This window comes from Mycobacterium sp. UM_Kg1 (assembly GCF_000972925.1).
GTDB lineage: Bacteria > Actinomycetota > Actinomycetes > Mycobacteriales > Mycobacteriaceae > Mycobacterium > Mycobacterium hiberniae.
Genome location: NZ_JRMK01000060.1, coordinates 1 through 24,416 on the forward strand (window position 1 = coordinate 1; position 24,416 = coordinate 24,416).

The 24,416-nt window shown below is 62.8% G+C and carries 12 protein-coding genes; 10 read left to right on the top strand and 2 right to left on the bottom strand.

Going from position 1 to position 24,416, the window contains the following annotated elements:
• Positions 1 to 52 precede the first annotated feature (52 nt).
• Entirely contained in the window at positions 53 to 820 is a 768-nt protein-coding gene (locus LI92_RS11125; protein WP_286135029.1) for a peptidoglycan-binding domain-containing protein, read from the bottom strand.
• 603 nt (positions 821 to 1,423) lie between these two features.
• On the opposite strand from LI92_RS11125, the gene LI92_RS11130 reads away from it, so the two are divergent.
• From LI92_RS11130 to LI92_RS11170, 8 genes are all read left to right on the top strand, one after another.
• Positions 1,424 to 6,019, top strand: coding sequence for a hypothetical protein (locus LI92_RS11130; RefSeq protein WP_204368892.1), 4,596 nt, complete (start codon positions 1,424 to 1,426; stop codon positions 6,017 to 6,019).
• A gap of 127 nt (positions 6,020 to 6,146) precedes the next feature.
• Positions 6,147 to 9,545, top strand: a complete 3,399-nt coding sequence (locus tag LI92_RS11135; protein WP_152665430.1) for a hypothetical protein — start codon at positions 6,147 to 6,149, stop codon at positions 9,543 to 9,545.
• Between the two features lie 1,344 nt (positions 9,546 to 10,889).
• Entirely contained in the window at positions 10,890 to 11,993 is a 1,104-nt protein-coding gene (locus LI92_RS11145; RefSeq protein ID WP_286135030.1) for a tyrosine-type recombinase/integrase, read from the top strand.
• Positions 11,990 to 12,337, top strand: coding sequence for a helix-turn-helix domain-containing protein (locus tag LI92_RS11150; RefSeq protein WP_046318848.1), 348 nt, complete (start codon positions 11,990 to 11,992; stop codon positions 12,335 to 12,337). Before LI92_RS11145 ends, LI92_RS11150 begins: the two co-directional genes overlap by 4 nt.
• Positions 12,338 to 12,479: 142 nt before the next feature.
• A complete protein-coding gene (locus LI92_RS22325; protein ID WP_286135031.1) occupies positions 12,480 to 13,865 on the top strand; it encodes a site-specific integrase in 1,386 nt (461 codons plus the stop codon).
• Positions 13,852 to 14,820 carry a hypothetical protein gene (locus LI92_RS23080; protein WP_286135032.1) on the top strand — a complete coding sequence of 323 codons (969 nt, stop codon included), beginning with the start codon at positions 13,852 to 13,854 and terminating at the stop codon, positions 14,818 to 14,820. Before LI92_RS22325 ends, LI92_RS23080 begins: the two co-directional genes overlap by 14 nt.
• A 290-nt stretch (positions 14,821 to 15,110) precedes the next feature.
• Positions 15,111 to 17,684 carry an ATP-binding protein gene (locus LI92_RS11165; RefSeq protein ID WP_046318855.1) on the top strand — a complete coding sequence of 858 codons (2,574 nt, stop codon included), beginning with the start codon at positions 15,111 to 15,113 and terminating at the stop codon, positions 17,682 to 17,684.
• A 261-nt stretch (positions 17,685 to 17,945) separates the two neighbouring features.
• Positions 17,946 to 19,109 (top strand): hypothetical protein, encoded by a 1,164-nt coding sequence (locus LI92_RS11170; protein WP_046318857.1) that lies wholly within the window; start codon positions 17,946 to 17,948, stop codon positions 19,107 to 19,109.
• A gap of 202 nt (positions 19,110 to 19,311) precedes the next feature.
• Here the strand turns inward: LI92_RS11170 and LI92_RS11175 are convergent, their stop codons facing one another.
• Positions 19,312 to 22,704, bottom strand: coding sequence for a hypothetical protein (locus LI92_RS11175; RefSeq protein ID WP_046318858.1), 3,393 nt, complete (start codon positions 22,702 to 22,704; stop codon positions 19,312 to 19,314).
• A gap of 701 nt (positions 22,705 to 23,405) precedes the next feature.
• Here LI92_RS11175 and LI92_RS22330 point away from each other — a divergent pair.
• Together LI92_RS22330 and LI92_RS11180 are read left to right on the top strand one after the other, a co-directional pair.
• Positions 23,406 to 23,588: an antitoxin VbhA family protein gene (locus tag LI92_RS22330; RefSeq protein ID WP_082109671.1), complete on the top strand. Its 183-nt coding sequence runs from the start codon at positions 23,406 to 23,408 to the stop codon at positions 23,586 to 23,588.
• A gap of 12 nt (positions 23,589 to 23,600) precedes the next feature.
• The gene (locus tag LI92_RS11180; RefSeq protein WP_046318861.1) at positions 23,601 to 24,239 is read left to right on the top strand and encodes a Fic/DOC family protein; all 639 of its coding nucleotides are present in this window, start codon (positions 23,601 to 23,603) and stop codon (positions 24,237 to 24,239) included.
• Positions 24,240 to 24,416 lie beyond the last annotated feature (177 nt).

A 24,416-nucleotide genomic window follows, 5' to 3' on the forward strand; every position in this document is an offset into this window, starting at 1 on the left:
ACCAGCCATGTTCTCCATCGTCCCTTCCAGCCCAACCTCGGGCTACAGGACTCTAAAACCAGCCGGTCTCATCCATGGGGAACATGCCATCGGCACGTGGTGTTGTGAACGGGAATTGGGTTGACGCGTAAGTCAAACGGCACCCACCTGCCAACGCAGTTTGGGCAAGCCGTCGGATCTCGTTGATGGTCACCGCGTTCAGAGGTGCGCTGCGGAGGCAGATATCGCTGGCGCACCCGCTCACCAGGGTTGAAGTCTGCGGACGCCCGTGAGCGTGCTGGGCCTCGGTGGCGAAGTCGGTGAAACCCAGATAATCGGTCTCACCCTCCCCGTAGATATTGATCATCACGGCGTTGCCGATGGGATTGATCGGCGTACCTCGATGCTGAGCACGATTGTCATTTCCGGGCGCAGAAACCCGAGGTGGTGTGGGGCAGAGCAGATGATTGTGCGGGGCTCCTGCCTCGCTCGGGGAGACGAGGCCGGCAGCGGGTGGCGTCGAATTCTCGAAGTCGAGCACTTCGTCGTCTAGACTTTTTATCGTTTTCTTGCCCACAATGCGGTCGGCTGTGTTGTGCCCAGGGGCCAAGATGCCGCGGCTGTTCTTATAATCTTCGACCGCGTCGCCGGTGTCACTTCCGTAGACGCCATCAACTACGAGGCTGGCGCCGTTGACCTCAATGAGCGCAATCTGGATTCGTCGCACGTGCTCGCCGGTGTCATGGAGACCTTCTCCTATATGCGCGGGATCCGATATCAGGCAATCCTCTAGCTGCTGATTGGCGGATGGTGAGGTGAGCAGCATGCTCTTGAGGCCCATAATTCGTCCCCCTCTGACGCTTACTGATGTTAAGCCCGGCACGGTATGACGAGCGGCGAATGGACTCGCCAGTTGGCAAGTCCGATGGCGGGCGCCCGCTTCCGAGTCCGCCTGATCGGTACCCCTGTTGATCCGGAGGCCACCTGGGGCCCGGTCCTCGAAGTGGCTGGAACGGTGATCCTGGATCACTATCACGCTTACACCGTACGAGCGTCGGGGCGAGGGGGGTTCAGTAACCGATTACTGGTTTAGGTCGCCTACTGGAATCGAATACTGCTTGCGCACCGTTGCGCTATTTGGCCAGGAATGCGCTGGTGCCGAGATGGGCGCGGGGGCGACCCTCCCGCGAGCGCACCACCGCCAAGCGTCACGGCTTGGTCGGACAGTCGGGCGGCCGACTCGCGGATACGCGGGGCCTCGAACGCTTGGGCGCAGTGCACAACGGCCTTCATCGACTGGCCCGACTTTCACCGTCGTCCGACCCGAGCCAGGGCCGTATGTCAGCGCGAAATGAAGTAGTCAACTACCTAAGCCGCACTCAATTTTCAGCCATAGGCTCGACGTAGCTGCCTACTCGTCGCAAAAGTTGGGGGTCGAGTTGCCATGAACGTCGTGTTGGAGCGGCTCATTGGACTTACCGGGAAATTGATGTGGGCTGCGGGGGTGGATCCCAATTCCCTCCCCGAGATGCGGGCAATGGTGGCCGCGAGTTTGATCACCGACGACCCGGCCGGGCGCCCGCTGGCAAACGAGCCCGGCGTGGAACCTGAGATCTGGGAGGCAGCCGAGGCGGGCGGTCGCATTGCCGACCGGGTCATGGCGGCTGGCTCGCGGCTGCGGTTCGTCCGTGAAGACTTTCTGGCGGTTCATTCAGCAGCCGAGCGCAGTACCCAGGTGTTTGGGCCGTTCATCGACGCTGACAGCGGGCTGGTGCAGTTCTCGATTTTTGAAAGTGTGCAACTCGTCAAAGTCGTGGCCACCACCAGGTTAGGAGGAGCCCTCTTCCCCCTGCGCGAAACAGTTCTGCTTTTGCCGCGGGGCACCACCGCTGGGGACGCCGCCGACACCTTCACCGTTCCCGGGGGCACGGTGTGGATTCGCGCCCGCTTCCTGGTGCCCGGCGCCGCGGGCTTCGTGGCACTGCGGACCGCGGGCGGCGAGTTGGTCGTCGACCGCGCGGGCACCAGAACCGACGGCCCCGATGCGCTAGTCCTCCCGAATCGCGCCGCCTGGACGCTGGTCGTGGAGCCCGAGCAGCCACCACCGTCAACGGCGGGTGGATCCGACGGGAACGCTGTTACGGTCCGACTGCCGTCACAGCTGCGCGTGCACAGCACCAATTCACCGGTCGTCGCCGGGGCACTCGAGGTCACGGGGTTCGGGGCGACGCTGGGGTTTGACACCCCGACCGGCGCCGCGGTGGCCGGTGGCGATGCCGTGGCGTTTCCATACGAACCCGGCGGACAGGCGTGGACCATCGCAGCGAACCGCTCGGCACTGTTCGCTGTGCACCTCGATGAACCCGCCCCGGTATCGGCCGCCGCGTGGTCGATCCCGCTAGTCAGCACACCGGTCGAGAAGCCGGAGGAGGCCCGCCACGGCGGCTCGGTGAGCGTGCTGCTCAACGGCGGACCGTCCAGCCGAATCCTCGGCGTCGCCAGCGCATCGGTGTGGCAGCGCACCGGCCTGGTCGTCAATGCCGACGGTATCGAATTGGCCGGGCAGTCCGACACCAGAAGCATGTCAGTCGATTTCGGGTTGTGGAACCAGGTGCGAAGCACCGTCACCCTTGGCGGCCCGGACGTCGCGTGGCTACGCCACGCCAGCCGCCGCGGGGGCGCTGACACCGTCGGCTTCCGGCACGGGTGGTTGGTGAATCGGTGGGATTTACCTGCCGCAGCGACAGGAACGCCGTTCCCATTCGAGGGAAAGGTCGGTTCACTGCAGCTGTACTCCGAACCCGACGGCATGTTGCGAGCGCACTGCGGCGCCGAGGTCCCCGAGGTCCCTGATCAGACCTGCGGGTATGCGTTGGAGAATCTGTACCTGCATGTACGGCCACCGCGGTCGATAGCGTTCGCGGGCAGCGGCACCACGCCCTGGAAGCTGGCAGATGGTCACGCCCGGCAGTTGTTCGACGTGCGGGTGGCGCAGCCGATGCTGCCGGACCCGTATGCCGCCAACTGGCAGGTCGAGCACCTCGATGTCAACGAGCAGAGGTCGGGGTTCGGGGTCACCCTTATCTGGGTCGACTACCACCGACCCTCGATGCAGGCCGAATTTACTCGTCCCGTCAGTCTTCCGGCGCCACCGGATGCTGGTGGCGCAGCGCCCGACCGAAACAGCGCGCGCGGGACGTTTCAGCTCGTCACCGGCACCGGCGACGATTATCTGGCCCTCCTGGACCTGTCGTGTCGCGATCATCTGTTCGGCATCGCGGTGCGCCCGCATCGGGAGCCGACAGCGTTCGCCGCACAGATCGACCAGCACAATAGGATGACCCTGCCCCTGCAGCAGGTGCAGCTTTTCATGCAGCCCCAAATACTTTGGGAACCAGTACATTTCGTCCGAAATCTACAGTCAAACACAAAGACCGACTGGGTTGCCTCGACGACGCACGGTGGGCCGACCCTGATCACCGCCTATCGCGACCGCAGGATGAAGCGGGTGCCCGCCCTACCCGGCCGGGTCGCCTCCGAGATTGTCGACGTCTTTCTCGGAGACCACCGCGCCGCCGCGCTGTTCGCGCTCCCGTTCGGTCTGCAGGCCTACGTCGACATGTCGCTGGGAGAGGGCCAACCGGTCGAGGGCCGATTCCTGGTGTCCGCCGCTCTGCACGAGCACGCGTTCGTCGATGACCGCGCCGACGTTTTCCTGGCGGCAGCGTACCTGAGACTGATCGCCCTCGGCGATGGCGTGTCGACCGGCCCGCAGGACAGTCACCGCCTGATGCCCGGGGCCATGACCCAGACCGAACACCTGCGCCAGCCGAACCGCAACTCCCTGCGCAGTGTACTGAGTGACGAAGTCATGAGCGTCGTAAACCAGTCGTTCACAACCTCGGTGCCGCTGCATCAGATCGACCTGTCGGGGTACGGGCTCAGTGCGTTCAGCGACTGGCGCACCGGGGTCATCGACACAAAGGATGTCATTGCCGACAATACGGGTGTCACGACGGCCCGGTTCGATGTCATGGTCGGCCGCACCGCCTATGAGGTAATTCAACTGCAGTCGCGACTCTGGGCGCCGCAGGCTCGGGTCGTTCGGACGGTCATCCTCGAACGCGGCAATTCCGGCATCGTGCATCGCGCAGACAGCGGTTGGGTTGCCGTCGAAGACGGGGACTGCACCCGCTACGCCCCGATCGACACCGGAGTAGTGCAGAAGTACCGCAACATCCGCAACATCCGCATCCTGGACAAGCCGCTGATCGACGTCGACGGCACTTGGTCCTGGCAGGAGGTGCGCTACGACGCCGACCTGGTGCTCAACAGCCGCGGCGCCGGCATCGAAGGGCAGGTCGTCACCGTCCGCGACCACCAGGGCTACGTGCAGATCACCCCGGTCGACAACCCAGCCCTGCCACACCCGAACCCCAACCACATTCCAGGACCCAAACAGTTCGCCGCGCTGATGCGTAGGGTCGGCCACCCCATCGGGGGCGCCATCGATGCCGCGATCAGACTGGGCGGCACTCTCGCGATGCAGCTCTCGCACCTCGAGGTCGCCCTGGCTCGCACCACGCCACCCGATACCACCTTCGTGCTGGCCGTAAGCGGAACGCCGACACTGCCTGCCGCAGGGCGCTGGACCGCGGTCGCCATCGACGGGACCACCAAGGATGTATCGGCAGTGGACCCCCGTCGCGGGGTTCCAGTCGTTCGCCGCCACTCGGAGGCCAACTTCGTTTTCCGGCACGCGGCCGACGCCTACGACACCAAGGCCACCGAGCATGGCTTCCTGATGGTCACCGACACCGCGCGGGTGCTGTTTCCGAGCCCTCGGATCGATCCCTCAGCCCAAGGCACGCTGAATACCCAGCCGCCGTTGGTGGCCGATCCGTCCGCGCTTGCCCAGGCCAGCGGTGTGTTTCCCCGACCACCGTTTGCGCTGCAGTGCACCACAGAAGCGCAGTTCACCCTGTCACCCCAAGACCATTGGAACCTGCCTTTAACACAGTTCACTTTTAATGCACCAACCGGCGGTATCGCGCAGGGTTCCGACTGGTCTATCGAGCGCCAGTTCGAGGCGGGCCAGCAGATCAGGATTGCCGTAGATTCCGCTAACGAGCTCGCCCCGTGGGCATTGGCGATCACCAACCCCGACACGTTGGGACTCAATGTCGCAGGGTTCCCGGGCCGAATGGTCGCAATCATTTCGACGTTCGAAGCCGCCGCGACCACTGCGGCGGGCTACAACACACCCACCGTCGAACTGGGCCCTGCGCTGCGCGATATACAGCAAATCATCGACGCACTCAAGGCATTCGTCGGAATCGACTTCGCCATCGACGTCAATGTCACTGCGGGCCATGGCCCGTCCCCGTCCTTCGTGGTGCGGATGCACCTGGCACTGCGGCTACCCGCTAATACCAATGACCGTGTTGACATCGGGGTTGGCAAGTTCCGGGGCGAGTTCACCGTGGATGGAACGCTGGCGGCCGCACCCAGTGGGGTGAGCCGGACCCAACTGGCGGTAGCGCTACGCGGCGACCTGCAGCAGATGATCTTTCCGGCTATCTACGTTGGCGGTCAGTTCCTGTTCGAGGTCGCGATCGAAGATGACAGGTCGACGATCAAGCTGGGCGCCGGCGTCGTCGCCTCGCTCGGTGGCGAGCTGATCAAAGGGCTCATCGAACTCGAAGGCACGGTGAGCTACGGCTACACGCTGGTCCCTGAAACCTTGCGGCCTGGCGTCATGCTCGGTCTGGACGTGCAGGCCACCTTGCTATCAGGTTTGTTGGGGCTGTCGTTCGGCGTGCACACGATGGCTCAGATCGCACGGCTCCCGGGGGCCATCGATGACAGCGTGACGATTTGGGCCGAGCTCCGAGTTGCCGCCACCGTCCAGGTTGCGTGGGCGGTCGAGGAGACCTGGGACATTCATACGCAGTTCGAGCAGGAATTGCCACTCTTGCCGTTCGCTGTCGCTTTCGGCGGAGGGCCACTACCCCTGGCGCTCGCGGCCGCGGCGTTGTGAGAGGAGACAAATCATGGCAGCTACCGCACCCCTGAAACTGCTTGCCTTCCCCCAGTTATGGGCGCAGGACAGCTCCACCATGACGGTACGGTTCGTTTGCCTGCCCGCAGGGTCACCCGTGGAACCGTTGGCCGCCGGCGTGCCGGCCTTCGCCGACGCGAATCTACAGTTGCAGGCCCGGATGATCGGCAGCCTCGACCACGCCCCGGAGTCTGCTGCCAGCATCGGCGTGGGACCGCTGACACTCCTCGAAGCACCCACCGACAAAGCCGCCCTGTTCAGCGAACTCGCAGAACACATTTCTATCGATCCCGTGCCGCCGGTGGCACCGGGCGCCCGGCCCCGCTTCCGCAAGTCGGTCACGGCCAGTTACCGCAACCTGATCGGCAGCCGGCAACTGAGCCGCTATCTCACTGAACCCGGCGAATTCGAGTGCGCCCTCCACGGTGCACACGACAGTCAACCGACAACACCGGTCACAATTACACCCCGGCTGCGCTGGGGTCAGCTAATTGCGTTGGCGCTGCGGCAACCTAAGCTCGCGACCGCACTGGGCCTGATGGGGCAGACCGAGGTCGAACTGCCCGACCTCGCGCTGTATGAACGCGGTGGCTGGCTCTACTTCTGGTTGGACTTTTCAAGTGACGGCGCAGGAGTCGCCGGCCTGGTCGAGTCGTATGCCGCCCGCATCCCGCCTCTGAGGGACAGCCGCAACCTCTATACCGCAGTTCTGTTCCCGATCGATCAACCGAGCCTGACGCTGGACCACATCTACCGCGATGCCGAGCGCTACGACACCGGCCACGCCAGGCTAGTTCACGCTGCCCAGACCACCGATCCGGCGCTAGAGGGTGATGCCATCCACCTCGCCTGGGACGACGAACAAATCGCCGAATGGCTCAACCGGCAAACCGATCCCGGCAATGCCGCACCGATGGGCACCGCCGGCTACCGGGTCGATGTGCGCGAGGTTGGCTCTCCCGAGTGGCACTCGTTGCAGCGCATCCGCAGCACTCACGATCTGCAACTCGGCGACGTCGTCGTCGGCCCGTACGAGGGGGAGGGTGCCGTCGAAGTACTGCCGTCCCAGATCGCTCCGGGGCAGCCCGGCGAGTATTGGATGCCGCCATACTTCACGACCTGGCGTGGGTCCTCGCTGGTACTCACCGATGCCGACCTGACCGCACTTCATCGACGCGCCGACCTGGGAATGGAGGTGGGAAACCAGCGCCTCCGCCTAGGCAAGGACGACATGTTCGAATCCGTTGACGACAAAGCGGTCCCACTGCGCTACGGCCGCGAGTATGCCTTTCGGGTGCGTTTGGCCGACCTCAGCGCCGGCAGCTACCCGGACACGGCGCCACCGCCAGCCGACCCCGGTGCACACCACGTCGCGTCGGTGAGCTTTCGCCGCCGCAAGCGTCCGGGAGGCGTTGTGGTCGAACACCTTCCGTCCCGCGTCGATCCGCTGATCGTCCGAGTGCCGATGCTGGCCCACCCGGAGATCATGTTCACCGCGGCGGCACCGACATTCGCCGACCTTATCGACGCGCTCGGCGACGACGGGCTGGCGCTGCCGGATCCTGACGTCACCACGATCCGCATTGCGGTCGAAGTCCGCAATCTCGTCGGCGATCGCTTCGAATGGGTCCGCCTCTACCAAACCGAGCGGAACAGGCCGGCCGACGCATCGACAATGAGTTACAACATCGAACCACACGATGTCGCCGGCGTCACCGCGATCCCGCTGCCCCCCGCCGGAGCCGACACCCTGCCGCTACCCACAGCACGCGATCTGCGGCTCGTGATCACCGCAGTGGGCCGAGATGCCGAGGAGTACTGGGCGGCGACCACCACCGCCGGCGAGGAGCCGCGACGAGTTGGGGAATCGATCAGCTTGGAGCTGCGCGTCGCGGCAAGCGACGAAGACATGCTGATAGCGGGCGACATGGAGCTGCGTAGCTTCTACTTCCGGGCCCCACAACGCTCCGGGGTCGTGCCGCGGCCCGCCGAACGGCTGGCAACTGAGCTGGGCATGGGGCACCGTGGAGTGACATTGGTCAGTCCTGCGGGCCGTCGCACCGTGGTCGCGTGCTCGGCCAATTTGCGCCATACCGTGCCTCCCGAACGGTCGGCGGTCACGTTCTCGTCCGAGTCCGAATTGGTGCAGCAATGGATTCACGTGCTGCGCTTCACGTTGGCGCGGGACTGGACTTGGCGCGGCCTTGCTGAGGATGGCATCTCGGTGTACCGAATACTGACCCGCGGCAACCAACCCGAGGGCCCACGCGAACTCGTCGGCACGATCCCGTTGCCGTCGGCACTGGCATCGACGGCGACCACCGGTGTCGGCGACCCCGTTGATGCGCCGCAGCGCCAGTTCGTCGACTACGTATTCTTCGATGCACACGACCCGAAACCGCGCAGATCCGCTGAACCGCGCGAGTTTCCTTCCGAACATTTCGTGCGCTACGAACTGGAGCTGACGGTCCTGACGCCCCAGGATCCGATCGTTGCCAACTCCGACATCATCGAAGTGCCGGTCACGACACCTCCCGACCAGGTTCCGCGCCTGCTCTCCGCGGGCATCGCCTTGAGCCCGTTCGAGCCGGCCGACGACTACTCGTCCACGGCGCCGCAGCACGGACGCCTGTGGTTCGAGTTCGCCGAGCCGCCAGCCGATCCCGAGGATGCGTACTTCGTTCGCGTGCTCGCGCTCACCCCCGACCCGCTGCTTACCGAACAGCCCGATGCCGTCGCAGGCACGTTGGAGCTGCCGGAGGAAACCGTCCCCGAGCCAGCGCTGCCGATCGACCCGGAGTGGATGAGGCTGATCGACGTCGACCAGCCCCAGGACGACAATGGCATTCGGGCGATGCAGCCACTCAACGTCCGCACCGACGGCCAGCACTACCTGGTCCCGCTGCCCGAAGGAGTGCAGGACTCCTCACCTGAACTGCTCGGCCTGTTCACCTACGAGATTCGGGCCGGCCACACCGACCAACGCTGGTGCACCGCCCAGGGCCGGTGGGGCCCACCGCTCCGCGTGACAGGTGTCCAACATCCCCCGCCACAGTTGACATGTCAGGTTTTCCGGTCGCCGCACGGGCTGATCGTTCGCGCCCCTTTCGCCACTCCAATGGTCGATGGTAGACATGTGCGCCCGCATGAGCCGGCGACGCACCTGTGGGCGCTGCTGTATGCCCGCGTCCACCAGGCCGATGGGAGGACGTGGCGCAATCTGGCACTGCGACGAACAAGGCTGCGTCGAGGCCGGGGGCATGTGGACGGGCCGGCCATGCTGGAGTTGCCGGAGCCGCCAGTGCTCTACGGTGAGGGCGGGTTCACCAACGACGAGGTAGCCCAAAGTCTCGAGCTTGCGGGCCTCCCAGCCGATGCGCCGCTGACAGCGCTCGCCGTCGAGGTACACCGTCACCCCGACTTTGCCGATCCTCTGGGAGCCGAACTGGGACACGCACGGCTGCTGCGCAGTTCGCCGCTGGTGCCTGTACCCGACGTGTGCTGAAGCGGCGCTGTCGTGGACCTGGATCTGCTTCCCAATGTTCCTGGAGTAACGTACTGGAAGTTATGCGCCTTCTGCGCCGGCATCGTTTTGGGCGACGGACTTACTTGCCCCTTCGGCATCGGCGGTGGGGGAGCAGTGATTTTCCAGCCACACCAGTTGGCGCCAGCGCCCGTGTTCTCAATACTGCACACTTGATCCACCGGTTAACTCGTCGGCAACCCTAGCCAACGCTTCCGTCACAGTGACGTATTGATGTCGGGCCCGCCCCCAATCGGTGAGGGCTTGACCTGGGGGCTCATCGACCGCGTTGATTGTGGCGTGGATCGAGGAGTCGGCTGCGGTGCGATCACCAGCCGGTGAACTCATGACGTCGGAAGGTATAGCGCTGGAAAGGCTTTACCGCGGTCGGGCGCCGTCGAGGAAGAGTGAGACGATTCGGTTGGCATTGTCTGGCCCGGATGCGAGGTCGCTAGCTCGGGCAAGGTGCAGAAAGGCGTTCATCAGGAATTGCGGGTTTCCCTCGATCTCGCAGTCTACGACCGCAGCGGCGAATAGGTCTAAGACGGGCTCGAGCACCTCGGTCACGCATTCGGCATCCGCCGGCGCAAAGGCCGCCGTAGCCCGATCGACGCCGTCACAGGCCAGCCTTGAACCCAAGCGGCGGAGACCCCACGACGCCCAGACAGCCCGCGGCGAGAGTCATTGGGGCACTTGACTGGAGAGCGGGGCTACCCAACCGATATTTCGTCACTGTGACGTATTAATGCACCCAGGGGGTTAGTGGACAGGCCGACAGTGGGTCGGTCGTGACAAGTCGACCGTCGCGAGGATCAGCGCAAGAAGCCGATTACACGGCCCGCAGGTTTCAACCTGGAGGCACGGCGATCACGCGGCTTGCGTCTCGCACTTGACACATGGGCGTGCACGTCGCCGCTCAGGGTATGGCACTGATGAAAGCGACTCCGCGTAAGTCGCGGAGCACTGTCAAACAAGTCGCTGACCGGACAGGTCGCGACATAAGACTTCCAGCCCGACCCCTTCCTGCAGGTATCCCGTAACGCCGATAACGTACATTATGTCAGGTCAACTACGCCGTGTTCATCCGATGAATCACGGATGTTCCGAGCGGCCCTCACCTACCGCGCGAGGTCGAGTTTTCTAAAGTACCTCGACGCCAACAGGTTTGGCGGATTGCCTGCATGTTGCACCACCCCCTTCCGGTGCGGTTGCCGGCGACACGCGCCTGTCAACGTTCGTTTCACGATGGACCTACCAGCACCGATGTGGTAATGATTCAGTACATGATTCAATGATGCATCAGATGAGACGACTTGGGAGGCCGAATTGCCCGTCGACAAGAGCGGTCGCGTGTTCCTGGTTGGCTCGGTCCCGCTGCTGCATCCCGAGGTCCAAACAGTCGAGGAAATGCTGGACGGCTGGCGCAACCAGCAACTGTGCCGCAACCTCGACCACGACACCATCGACGCACGCATCGGCCTGGTTCGCCGGTTCATCGCCCACACCAACGAGTACCCCTGGTCGTGGACACCGGCCATCGTCGAGGAATTCTTCGCCGACCTCCGCGGCATCAAAGGGCGCGCGCAGTCGACGATCCGCGGGTATCAGAACGGCCTACGGTTGTTCTGCTCCTACATCGCCGATCCGGATTACGGGTGGGACCGAGTGTGCGAGCAGCGATTCGGCACCCACCCGGCACAGGTGTTCTTCGCCTGGAACACCGCCACCCACGTTCAGGACAACGAACAGAGTCCTGAGAAGCGCCCGTTCACCAAACAGGAGCTGCAGGACTTCTTCGACCACGCCGACGACCAGGTCACCGTGATCGCGAATACCAGGAAGAAGGGCTGGCTGCCGGCCTACCGAGACGCCGTAATGTTCAAGGTTGCCTACTCCTACGGAGTGCGATTCAACGAACTGCGGCACCTGCAGACCGTCGACTTCTCCCGCAACCCGCACGCCCCCGAGTTCGGCCGCTACGGCGTCGTGAATGTCCGCTACGGCAAGGCCAAGAAAGGCTCCCCACCCAAACGCCGCACCGTGCTCACGGTCTTCGACTGGACACCGGACATCATCAGCGACTGGCTCACCCACGGTCAGCCCTACCTCGACGACGGCATCGACCTCTTCCCCAGCGAGCGCGGCGCCCTGGTCGCCGAACGAACCCTGCTACGCCGGTTCCGGCGGTACTGCAACGACCTAGAACTCTCAGCGGGCCTGGACCTGCATTCGTTTCGCCGCTCCTACATCACCCACCTCATCGAAGACGGCTGGGACGCCAAATTCGTCCAGGACCAGGCCGGCCACGAATACGCCAGTACCACGTCGCTCTACACGGGCGTCTCAAGCGACTTCCGCACCCGCACTCTGCGCCGCGTCCTGGACCAGACCATCAAAGACGCTCTCTCAATTGGAGGGGAGACATCGTGAAACGCGATGTCGACTACACCTGGCGCCTCGCCGAGCTGATGGCCGCGCACGGCATGCACAACAGCACCGACCTCATCCCCCGCCTAGCTGAACGCGGCATACAGCTGTCCCGGCCCCAGGTCTACCGCATCGTGCACCAGCGTCCCGAACGCGTTGCCCTACAGCTGCTAGCCGCCTTGTGCGACATCCTCGGCTGCGGCGTCGACGCCCTCGTCACCGTCACGGCCACCGATGCTCGCAAGAAGAAAACCGCCTCGGGCACCACTGCACCACCCAATGTCGTCGAACTCAACAAGTCCATCCGACCTCGACGAGCACGGGTCATCACCGATGGCAACGATTAACCCCACACCGCGATCCACAACCCGCGGTCGACCACGCGTCACTACCGGCGCCCTCGAATGCAGCAGATGCCACCGCCTAGCCAACACACTGCGGGTCAACTGGCCGCAGGACCAGCTCTGCCACAGCTGCTTCTACACCGCCATGCGCACCCGCGGCATCTGCCCAGCCTGCGGACATGAGGGTGTCCTCCCCGGGCGAGTTGACGACAACGACGCACGGCCGGTCTGCCTGACGTGCGCCGGCATTCCGGGCGACTTCACCTGCAAGACCTGCGGTCAAGAAGGCGAACTTCACCGCCGGGGCGAATGCGCTCGCTGCGCCTTGCGCGATGACCTCTGCCGAATTCTGCTGCACCACCCCGCCGACATGGCTGCCATGCAAGCACTCATCGAAGTACTCTGCGCCGTGGATCGGCCCGAGAGCATCCTGACCTGGAAACGCAACCAACAAGTGCTGGAACTGCTCGGCGGAATCACCTCCGGCGCGATACCACTGACCCACGACGGCCTCACCGCGGCAGGATCCGGCCGCCACATCGATCACCTGCGCAGCCTCCTGCAACACCACGGATTGCTCCCACAACGCGATGAACACCTCGCACGCTTCGAAGTCTGGCTGGCTGACAAATTCGACGCGATCGACTCCCCCGCAGTTCGCGCCCCGGTCGAACAGTTCGCAACCTGGCACCATCTCCGACGTCTACGCAGTGAATCTAGACCCGGCCAATCTTCAGATGGCCCAAAGCGTTCCGCGAAACAAGAAGTCACCGAGACCATCAAGTTCCTCACCTGGCTCGAACAGACTCATCGGCGCACCATCGCCAACTGCACACAATTAGACGTCGACGAGTACCTTGCATCAGGCCCGACCACCCGTCACCTAATCCGAACATTCTTCATCTGGGCCAGGAGAAGCAAGCTCAACGTCGCGGTGCAGATCGGATTCCGACAAGCGAGAACGACCCCCACAATCACGCAGGACCAACGACTGGCCTGGCTCAAAGAACTGCTCACCGGCGACTCCGATAGCCTTCCTTACCGGGTTGCCGGCGTCCTGCTGCTTCTCTACGCCCAACCGCTCACCAAGATCGCCGCCCTGCAAACGACCGCGATCACCCGATCTGATGGCGAGACCCGCATCGCGTTGGGAAAAAACCCCGTCCCCGTTCCGGAGCCATTCGCCTCCCAGCTCAACTACCACCTTCGCCATCGCCCTAACCTGCGCACCGCCGGCGGAGCTGAAGGCACACCCTGGCTTTTCACCAGCAGCCGACCCGGCCGACACATTGACCCGCAGGCCATTATGCAGCGGCTACGAGCACTTGGCATCAACCTGCAAGGCGCGCGCAACACTGCCCTACAAGCGCTAGTCTCCGAGGTCCCCGCTCCCGTAGTCGCCGAAATGCTCGGCTACAGCGATCAAGTCACCCAGAAACACGCGGATCTGGCCGGGACGACCTGGGCAAACTACGCAGGTTCGCGAAACGCGGCACCGTCAAGGAGTGAACGGACTGATGGATCTAACTGAGAGTGAAGAGCGTTACATCCGGGACTACGTCAATACCCAGTCACCCGATGACGACCAAGCTGGGTTGGTCCAGAAGATTGGGTCGCAACGTGTCCTTGGTCGTACCCACGAAATCTACGACGTCCATGGCGCATCGACGCGATGGTGGGTGGTCACCGACCCGACCAACCTCTACCTACAGACGGATTTCCCAAAGGCCGAACACGCATTGACATTTCATATCGGACTTGGCGTAATGATGGCTGAACGAAGCCGATCGGAACTTGCGGACGAGGACGAAGTACACGTTCCGACGTCCTGGCGTCGTTATCGTCAGGCACTTCAGGCTATGAACGAGGCGACGGAAGCCGAGGACTACCAGGCAGTCGGCATCAAATGCCGAGACGCACTTATCGCAGTGGCCAAAGAACACGCTGACTCAGAATGGGTTGGTGAAATCGCCGAACGGCCGAAGGCCGCGGACTTCAAAGGCTGGGCCAATATCTTCGCCGACAGGCTCACCGAAGGGCGCATGCGGTCTTACATGAAGGCGCTCGCCGAGAAGACTTGGGACCTAGCCGTGTGGCTCCAACACAACAGTAACGCAAACGAATACGACGCAGATCTCGTGCTCGAAGCTACAGCGCATGTTCTTTCGAGTCTCGGCAAACTGATCCGCCGACACGAAGAGGGAGAACCTGAGCGGTGCCCGAGGTGCGAATCTTACAAACTGGAGGAGGACATCGAAGAGGATGACTCTCGCGAAGGTTTTTACGAGTCCACGGTCTGCGGTGCCTGTAACTGGCGGTCGGAGCCAACGTACACGTCGTGGGCAGAACACTTTAAAGACGCTGATCTTGAGGGGTACTTGACGGGCCCCGGTCTCGGGCTATGCGACCGCCTGCACCATGACCACGACGACAGCGAAAACCCGGCTGACTCAACACCGCAGAAGTCCCTGGGCGCGCAAAGGTGAGGATCGCTGCATGGCTACCACTGCGTGTCCCTGGGGCAGAGTGGCGTTGGGCCGGTTGGCTAACGAAGCGCTTGCAGACGGCACCGAATCAAGATGGAGAATTCGATGAATGACCTCATACCTAACCTGGACAAGCTCGCTCAGTTGCTCGAAAAGGACTCGGACGCAGCCCAATTGGTGGCGGCTTTTTCAGCCTCTTCTTTGCCGGAAGCTCAAGCGAACCTTCGGAGAATTGCTAGCGGTTGGGACGGGCCTGATGAGCGGGAAAATTCTACGGGTGAGGCACGCTCTTGACGATCTCGTACATCGAAGTCTGTGGGTTTCGGTCATACGGTGTCGAGCCACAGCGGGTTGAGCTAAGCGCTGGGTTGACGGTCATCCATGCAGACAACAGCCAAGGAAAAACTAGCCTGGCCGAGGCGTTTGAATTTCTTCACACCGGCACAATTTCGCGGCGTCAACTCGCCGGCGGTAGCCCGGGTGAGTTCGAAGGGGCATTGCGCAACGCACATATCGGTCCGGCGGCTAAGGTCTACGTAGAAGCGGGATTGCTCGACGCAAACGGGACTGAGGCAATTATCCGCCGAGAACTCAACGTCGATTATCGCGGAGCTACCGACTGCGAGAGCACGTTGACAGTGAACGGGATAACGACCGAGTCTGTGACCGACGTCGGTCTTCACCTATCAGATCCTCCTCTGGCTGCCCCCGTACTTCTTGAACATGCACTGCGCTACGCGGTTTCTGCCAAGCCGGGTGATCGAAGCGACTACTTCAAAGCAATGCTCGAAGTCGCGGATCTGGACTTAGTACGCACAGAAATCGCCTCCCTCGTCACCGAAAGAGAAGCACGACCGCGAGAGTCGTTGGTCCAGAAGTTTGACTCGCTTGCCTCAGTCCCAGCGTTGTCGCCAATACTGACGACGTCGCAGGTGACGAGTGAACAGCAACTCGCGACTCTCATGCTGACAATGCTGAACACGGTCGTGCCGCCCCCATCGGAAGACGTACCAGATGAGCAACCGCTCGTCACGGCGATTGAGCGAGTCCAGCGCGAGCTTGCTTCGCGGCAGAACAGCGTTGTGCCCGTTCGCCAACTACGGCCAAGTCGAAATCCTCAGCCAGGTATACACATCGAGGTCACGAGATCTGGAAAGCACGAGCAAGCGCGGCCCGACGAAGCAGCGCTAACAGCGCGATTGTCCGACTACAGCACGCTTGCAGGCAGCCTAGAGCGATCCCTCGCCGACGTGTTGCCGCTTCTCACGGCCGCGCTCAGTGTCAATGTGGTCGTGCAACATGACGGTGACGACCCCATTGATTGCCCGCTGTGTCAGACATCCAATGCCTTGACGGCCGAGCGACTTTCCGCCATTCGGCGGCAGGTAGCCGACCAACAAGGCCTTACGCAGTCTGGATCCGCGCTTCGCGCCGCAGTCCTCAGTCTTGGCGCTGATCTGAAAGCGATCAGAGACTGGTCAGCACAAACAACACCGACCGCTGCATCGTGGACCGACGAGCAGCGCAGTGCATACAGCGGAACGATCCTCCAAGTGGGCGGTAGCACCGAGGCCTTCGATATTGCTGTGGCGGAAGCGATTTCACTCAAGACCGCGGCCAACGACCTCAACGATGCAATAGAGGCAGTGCAGCCCGTCCTCGGGCGAATCGTCGATCGACTTGAACACCTACTTGACGTCCCGGCGCCAGACATTACCGAGCTGATGCAACGCGACGACGTCATTCGACAATCCCTGAACAAGCACGTATCGGCAGTCGAAAGATCGCTTGCGGCATCAGATATCTGCATTGAGGACGTGGAGCCTAAACTCTCGGCGCTGAGTGCCACCGACGGCTGGATGGTGCTCACTGAGCTTGCAAGCAATACCGAATTAGTGTGGCAGGCCATCGTTCGACAAAGGAACGCGGATGGCTGCACCACTCGTTTGAAGGCGGCGCAACGCGTCATTGTCAGCGCCATCAAGAAGGTCCTCGACCGAAAGCTCGAGCTGATGGCCGACGAGATTCGGACTTGGTGGTCACTGATGCGTCCCAACGAACTAACCGTGTTCGATCGCATTTCCCGGCGCGGCTCGGGAAACCGCTACCTCGACTTGACGGCGTCGCTAGTGCCCGAGCCAGCTGGCAATGGAGTGATCCGCAACGCGCTCGCCGTACTCAGTAATAGCCAGGTCAACGCCTTAGGCTTGGCAGCCTTCTTGGCTCGATGCCAGTTGCTGGACTGCCCTGCCATTTTCCTTGATGACCCAGTACCAGGCTCCGACCGGGAGCATCGCTATACCTTCGCAGGCTCTGTCGTCGCAAAATTGCTCGAGAATGGTCGCCAGGTGATCGTGGCAACACATGACGCGGAGCTTGCCCGAACGCTTCAAACTCTCCATCAGCATCTAGGCATCAACGAATTTTCCGCCAATCTCCTTGATCCACGAGTTGGCACGCGCATCGTCCGCACAGGCGATGACTTTGAGCGCCTCATGCTCGACGCCTCCAGTCAAATGAGTTCACCGCTGATAGAGAATCGAAGGGCTGCGGGAAACAGTCTCCGGATTGCAACGGAGAGGCTTGCGAAACACATTCTGGTAGCGGCGCGGGCTGCCGCAGGCGATGTGGATGCCTCGCTCTCCGACTACGACAATAAGAACTTAAGAGAGCTTCGCCCGTTGGTCACCGGCCACGCCAAGGCCCCCAACGAGCCGGGACAGTGGACGACTCTTGCTCGTATTCTCAACGATTCCGACCACGACACAAGTCCACCTCAGCCTGCCGATCTGAAGATCTGCCACGACATGCTGAGGGATATCAAGCGACGGCACAAAGTGAGCACTCCGGCCGATGCCCAGTGAGCGCCTGGGTCTCCGCTTCAGCGAGGCCGGCAGGCCCAGCGGGTTCAGTGCCGCACCGATGCACATCATTACCCAAACAGCTTCTTCCCGAGGAACCGACCACGACTAGGTGGGTTCCGTTGCATCTGAGGGCTTTCGCAGTGGAGCGGGCTGGTCTTCGAAATGCCATCGGCGTCTCAGTCGAGTTGACGCTGGCCGGCATGCGCCTTGTCACCCTTGGAGCCAACGCGCCGTGTCGCTTGCTGCTGGCATGATGAAGCCGTGGACGAGCTGGAGTTCGCCGAGCAGCCGCTGACAGGGTTCGACTATGGCTACTGGTTCGATTGCGCTGCTTGCGGCACGCGGGTCAACATTGCCGCGGACCTATACGAACTCCAAACGACCTCTACCGCAACAAGACCGCGGGCCGACTTTTCGCGTTGCGGCGAGTGCGACACCGAAGTTGACGTGACCGAGCTGCGCCCGGTGCTGCGCAATCTCGACGACGCCGCTCTGCAGGACGATTGGGTCGACAAGCTGTTCTGGTATCACAGCAGCACGTACGAAAACTGGCCCGACGACGCGGCTTACGCTGATGCCTACAAAAAGCGGACCGCCAATGCGCGGGCTTTTTCGCGGGGGTGGTCCACTCCAGAAGAGCTACTCGAGCGGCACACTTCTATGGCCTTGCATGTCGGCACTTATGAAGCCGCAATCGAAAATATGTTGCGCAGACTCCACGACCAGGACGACCGGGATGGTTCGCCACCCTCGTATTGGTTACACCGTGTTCAGATCGACCTGGAGCCAGGCGACCTCGCGCCCGGCGTCGGCGAAGAACCTACCGACTGGTTAGGTAATGTCCCCTTGTCGAAGCTTGATGACGAATACGGTGGCGCACGCGCTGTCCGCTACGTCAACGTAAACGAAGCTCACGGCTCGATCTCCATGGCGATTCACCCCGCCGTGATCGCCACCGTGTCCACAATCGAAATCCCCGTCGAGGCAGTCGCCGACGAAACAGCCGCAGCCGCCGCAGCAACATGCCAGGCGGTCGATGCTCTCTCTGAGATTGCGCCGCTTCGCCCCGACACGACCGGAATCGACGACATGCTTCTGCGCTTCCCCTCCGCTCTGAAACGAACGTTTCCGGATCCTGCTGACCCAAGTCGCTTGGAGATCGAAGCAGTAGCAGATCAGCTCGGTACCTACAGCAAGCAACGCAAGCGGATCTGGGATGAGCTGAAAATGACTCTTGAGTCGGAGTACCTACCCACGGTCAACGTGCAAGTCCATGAACGATTTTGCGACGCACTTGCCCACACCGAGGACCCTGCCGAATACCACCAGGGTTTTCGGCTCATGGCCTCGCTCCTGGCCCACCCTCACGAGGTGCTCGCCCAGTTTGCCCATGCCCCGATTCGCACCATTCGACTCGCAACGTAGCGACGATGCTCACGGTGCGTCGGCGACGAACAGAAGTCGGTTACCGGGCCAGTACGGACCCCAGATAAGGCATAACCGCCATGAATGACGGAAAGTCCCATGGCCAATGCGTCCCATCCGTTTCAATGATGCCCTTGTTTCCCGTTAGGAAGCCGCGAACCACGAATTCGATGCGCGTTTGATCCGTGGATCGGCAATGCGGCTAGTCGCCCGATGAGGACCCCGGCGCTACATCGGTGTCCTCGCCCCGCGCACGTCGGCTGACCGACGGGTCGGGGTCGGCCATCAAGGCCTTACGAACGGCGTCCGTCAGATTTGGTAGACCAGCAACTGCTCGCCGCACTCGTGCATCCTGGTCGCCGGCTAGGGTCTCGAGCCAGCCAGCGGCTGGCTGGAGCACGCGCACTGTAGCCGCACGAATGACTCCATCGCGATCGCCAAGCAGGACCGTCAGGACGTCGGACGCGACGTCGCCCGACTCGACCAGATCGAAGAGGGCCTCGGCGCCGGCACGACGGTTCGCCTGATCGTCGGTCGCCAGCATCTCGCAAGCGCCGGCAGTGAGATGGACGACTAGGTCGGTATCCGTCGGCAGCGAATTCGTAGCCGACGCACGGGCGACGCGGTACATGTGCGCGGCGGCCCTCAATGCCCTCGCGCGCAGGTGCCGTTGGCCGGTGTCGATGCGTATGCGGCTCAGATCGTGGTCCCATGATCGATTTTGCTGGTCGATCGGTGAATAAAGCGGATCGTCGAAGACCCCCTTCGCGGCGCGGACCGCAGCCGAAACCGTTGTCGGGTCGAGGTGATCGGCCAATCGACTTACGGCGTCGATAGCGTGAGCGCGCGTGCCGGCACCCTCGAGGTTGTTTTCGCTGATCGCCAACAACTTGTGCGTGACCGCGGCCGCGAGTTCCGCAGGTGGCCCGGCGGCGAGTTGCGCCGCTTCATCGACCGCTGTCTCGGATGCCGACCCGGAGGCAGGAGGATTAGGCTCGGCACCTTCCCTGTCTTCGGCAGCGCCCATCGCGGCGATCACGCCAGCTGCAGGCCCGCACCGCTCCGGGGTGAACTCGCGCGGGTCGAATTCGATGACGTCCGCTCCATCGATCGACAGCAACCCCAGCAGCAGGTTCACGGTGGCTGCCTCGTTGTGACTCAAGACCTGACGTCCAACGTTGGTGTTGAGCGGGCGCCGCAACAGGTGCGCGGCCACTCGGCGAGCGCCGATCTGGTTGGGCAACGTGTCGAGGCCCCAGGCCGCCGCACAAGCGATGGCATCGCGCAGTCCTGCCGTCGCAGCCGACACGACGTGCGCTTCGATCTCGCTGCGGGCGTCTTCGGGGATCTGCTGGACAACGTCCCATAGCTCGGGCGTCGCTTCCTGACGTGCCATGCGCGCACCGAGTACTTCCGCCAGGTGTGCCCGCCGGCTCGGTACGGCACAGTAGGCGTTGACCAGCAGCTCGGCGATCGTCTCGGCTCCTACTAGGTTGGGGTTTTCGATCGTGGGACGGGCAAGTTCGATGATGCCGTCGATCGCCAGCGCTGGGATACGCAAACCGAAATCACGCAACGCCTTGATGGCGTCCCACGTCGGGCAGGGCGCCATGAGCGAAATCTCCGACCATAGGTCCTTTGCGTGTTCGAGCAGCAACGCCGCGACGAACGGAACCAGGCCGTCTGGGTAGCGATCAGCCTGCGCTCCAATCACTCGTACGACGGCTGACCGGCGCCGGTCGTCGCCGGTGCCTAGCCACGCACTGAGGTCGATCGGGTCCTGTGACCGAGCTATCCGCTCTGCCTCGTCGGCCTCGCCCGCAGCGACGTGTGCGATGACTGCCGCCGACGGCCTTCCGCCTGCCTCGAGCACGTCGGCCAAGAGCGTGGTCGCAACTCGCACCCGGTCGTGGTGGCCCGCGAGCCGCGCCTCCCAAAGAAATCGTCGGGCGTCACCGAAGGCATCGGGTAGCCGGTGCCGGTGCGCCGCGTCCAGCGCGGCGAGTTGAGGATCGAATCGCTGCGCCAGGACTCGCGCGTCGCCGACGAGCGCGGCCATCAAATCGAATACGGGGGTGGGGAATTCCCCACGAGCGCTCTCGAGGTCTCTCACCGACAGCAGGGCTTGCCGAGCGTCACCGTTGAAGGCGGCTTCGCACGCGTCCTTGATGGAACTCCTCCACCAGGTGAGTGCTGCTTCATAGCCACCTCGTTGCGCGTGCGCGTAAGCCAGTCGTGACTTCGCCAAGCCCGTGGCGTGCAGGTAACCGGACTGCATCGCCACGGCCGCGACCGCGGAATATGCGGCGTCCACCGCGGCCGGACCGGATGACAGCCGTAATGACGCATCGGCGACGGCGCAGTCCAACCTAGCGCGCAGGACGGCATCGCTTGGAGACGTTGTTGCGCCGAGCAGGTGGCGCAAGGTGTCGAGATCGCCCGACAAGTCCTCGGACCGGACGCCGGCCGATAATGAACGAGGTGGATCGAAGTCGAACAGACCGTCGACGAGGGCGTGTTCCACGGTCATCAGACACAGTTCGGTGAACGCGTCGTCGGCCTCCGAGTGCAAGGTCGACAGCGCCGGGATCGCATGTTCGAGGTTCACGCCATGCTCAGCCCACTCGGTGAGCGTCCCGATCAACTGCGCCTTGGCCTGCTGCGGTTCAGTGACGGCCCTCTGAAGGAGCGTCTCGGACGAGGGTTCGAAGTAGGGCGTCCCACTCCGAACGTGCTGCAGCGCAACGGCGAACTCCAGATCGAATGCGTCGTCGGAGTCTCCCGCCGCGCGTAGCGCCCGTGCCTCGCTGAGCCGAATGGTCGTGGCGTGTGCCGGAAAGCGCTTGGCTTCGAACGTTTCGGCGACCTGATGGTAGGCATTGGCGGCTTCACGCGGCCGGGTCGGTTCGTCAGTCGACGCCGCTAACAACGTGGCGCTGACGCCGAGCACGCTCGCCGGATCGTTTGTGAACGCCAACGCATTCGGGACTGCCAGTTCGCGATCGGTGGGACGCCATCCGCACCACGCGTCGGCCCAGTGCGGACCGAACATCGCATGGACGAGCCGCGGGTAGTTACGCAGTTCACGCGAAAGCGTCTCCGCTCCCCACACCTCCACCTCGAGATCGCCCCCGTACTCGACGTTCAGCGCATCGAGAGCATCGACGTTGGCGGTGTCGGAATCGAATTCCCCAGAGGTGATGAGGACGAACTTGTCTGGATCGAACCGCCGAGGTTGATGCGGGTGAGGATCGCCCGCGTAGTCGCGGACGGCGCCCGTGATGTCGTTGGCCTGCAGCGACTGCAGCCGACGAACCTGATACAGCGTCGGTCTGGCTTCACCCAGGTGTTCCACGATGTCGAGCCCGTATTGCGTCTGTCCGCGCCGACCGTAGAAGTGGACCTTCGTGTTATTACTGCGCCACGCGACAAACTCGGCGGCCAGCCGTTCGAGGACCTCGGGCTCAAGCTCCGCCAGCGGAAGCTGCCGGGGGTTGGCGGTGGGAAGTGTGGTTGCGAATTGCGTCGGAAGCGGGAGGTCACCCAGTGTCCGCCGTAGATAAGGCTCGTCGGTGTCGTCGCGGGGCTCAGCCACGGGAAGAGTTTACGCACTTCATCGCCATTCGAAGCGTCGACTCCGTTGTGGGTCAGCGAACGCTGAGCGCCCAAGGATCGGCACCGTATCGGATCATGAGGCTGAGGGCGATTCTTGAAGGGGCCGGGCTTCAGCGATGTTGCCGAATCCTCACTGGCCCACGGCTCGTCGGCCCTCGATGCGCAATGGCTACCAGCAAACAGTCCTCCCGCAGGCCGATGTAGCGTATCGGTCAGGGCCGCCTGCGGGATCTGGTCGGCAATCATTGCCTCTCCCCTGTCAAATTCCACCCCATCCGCTGCTGCGCATCGTGTGGAATACGGCGGGATCGAATATGGCGAGTTACCACTAAAAGTCTCCGTATTGCACTGCAGGCCAACGGCTGTCCTTGGCACACGAACACGAACCCGACAAATTGAGACTTCCACTAGCGCCTTGCGACTCGATGGGATCAGACTGAGGCCACCCCTGGGTTTGCGCCGTTCCGACCTGGACGCCGCCACCCACGTCCGAAAGCGGATTCGTGCACGCCAGCAAATATCAACTGGACGTCATGCATCTCGAACCATGTGCTCACAACGACAGGGTCTGTGCGTTGTCCGGCGTCACTCGCAACAGCTACCTGGCACAGTGATTGCGCCTCCCCGCCCGGTCCTACGTATCGACTATCCTGGGAAAACACGGTGGAAGGGCGGTGACCAATGACCGAGGTGCAGAGATCCGAGCGCAGGGTGAAGGCCATTAGGGCAATCCGTCGCAGCACTGAACTCGAAGGTTCACGCAGCACCGATGAGACCCGAGCCGATCAGGACGACTACGCCCGCGGAGCCATCACCGCCGCTGAGCTGGTAGACCGCGTCCGCCGCCGCTACAACGTCCAGTAACCGGACCACCGAGTGCCATACCCCTGGGACACCGGCAACATCGAACGGAACTGGCAAGGTTACTTCATCCCCGGAACGCCGATCCTGAGGAACAGGGTCGGCGCCCGGACTCGTGACGCGCTGCGAGATGCCGAGAACGACTTCGTCGAAGCACGCGTCATCGAACTGCGAGAACATCCTGAGCTGGTCGGACGACGCACGTACGATCTCGCATATCTCAAAGCGATCCACCGACAACTCTTCCAGGACGTGTATGACTGGGCCGGCGATCTTCGGACGGTTGGGATCGAAAAGGGCAACGAGTCCTTCTGCCCACCGGCAAGCATCAGTCAACCGATGGGCCATGTTGCTGCCGAGATTGAACGCCTAAAGCAGCTCAAAGCCGTTTCCGAGGTAGACCTCCCCCGCACCATCGCATATCTGTACGACTACACGAACTTCGCGCATCCTTTCCGCGAAGGCAACGGCCGCACCACCCGCGAGTTCTTCGACCTACTTCTCTCCGAACGCGGCATCGGACTCGACTGGGACAAGACCGATCAGAACGAGTTGTACGGCGCATGTCATGCAGCCCGAGCCGAATCCGATCTCTCGGGCCTAATCGCGATGTTCGCCAAGATCATCGACACTGAGCCCGCATACGACTTCTGATCACCCGGCGGCTCAGCAAACAGATCGCCACACCACCGCAGCTTCTCTGCCGACTCCAGGATGAAGCCATCCAGCGTTGCCCTCGAACGGGTCTGCTGCACGCGTAGGTGACATCTGAGTTGGCTTGCCCAGCGTGGGCAGGCTGGAAGGATGTCCCCATGGCAAGGCCCTACCCCC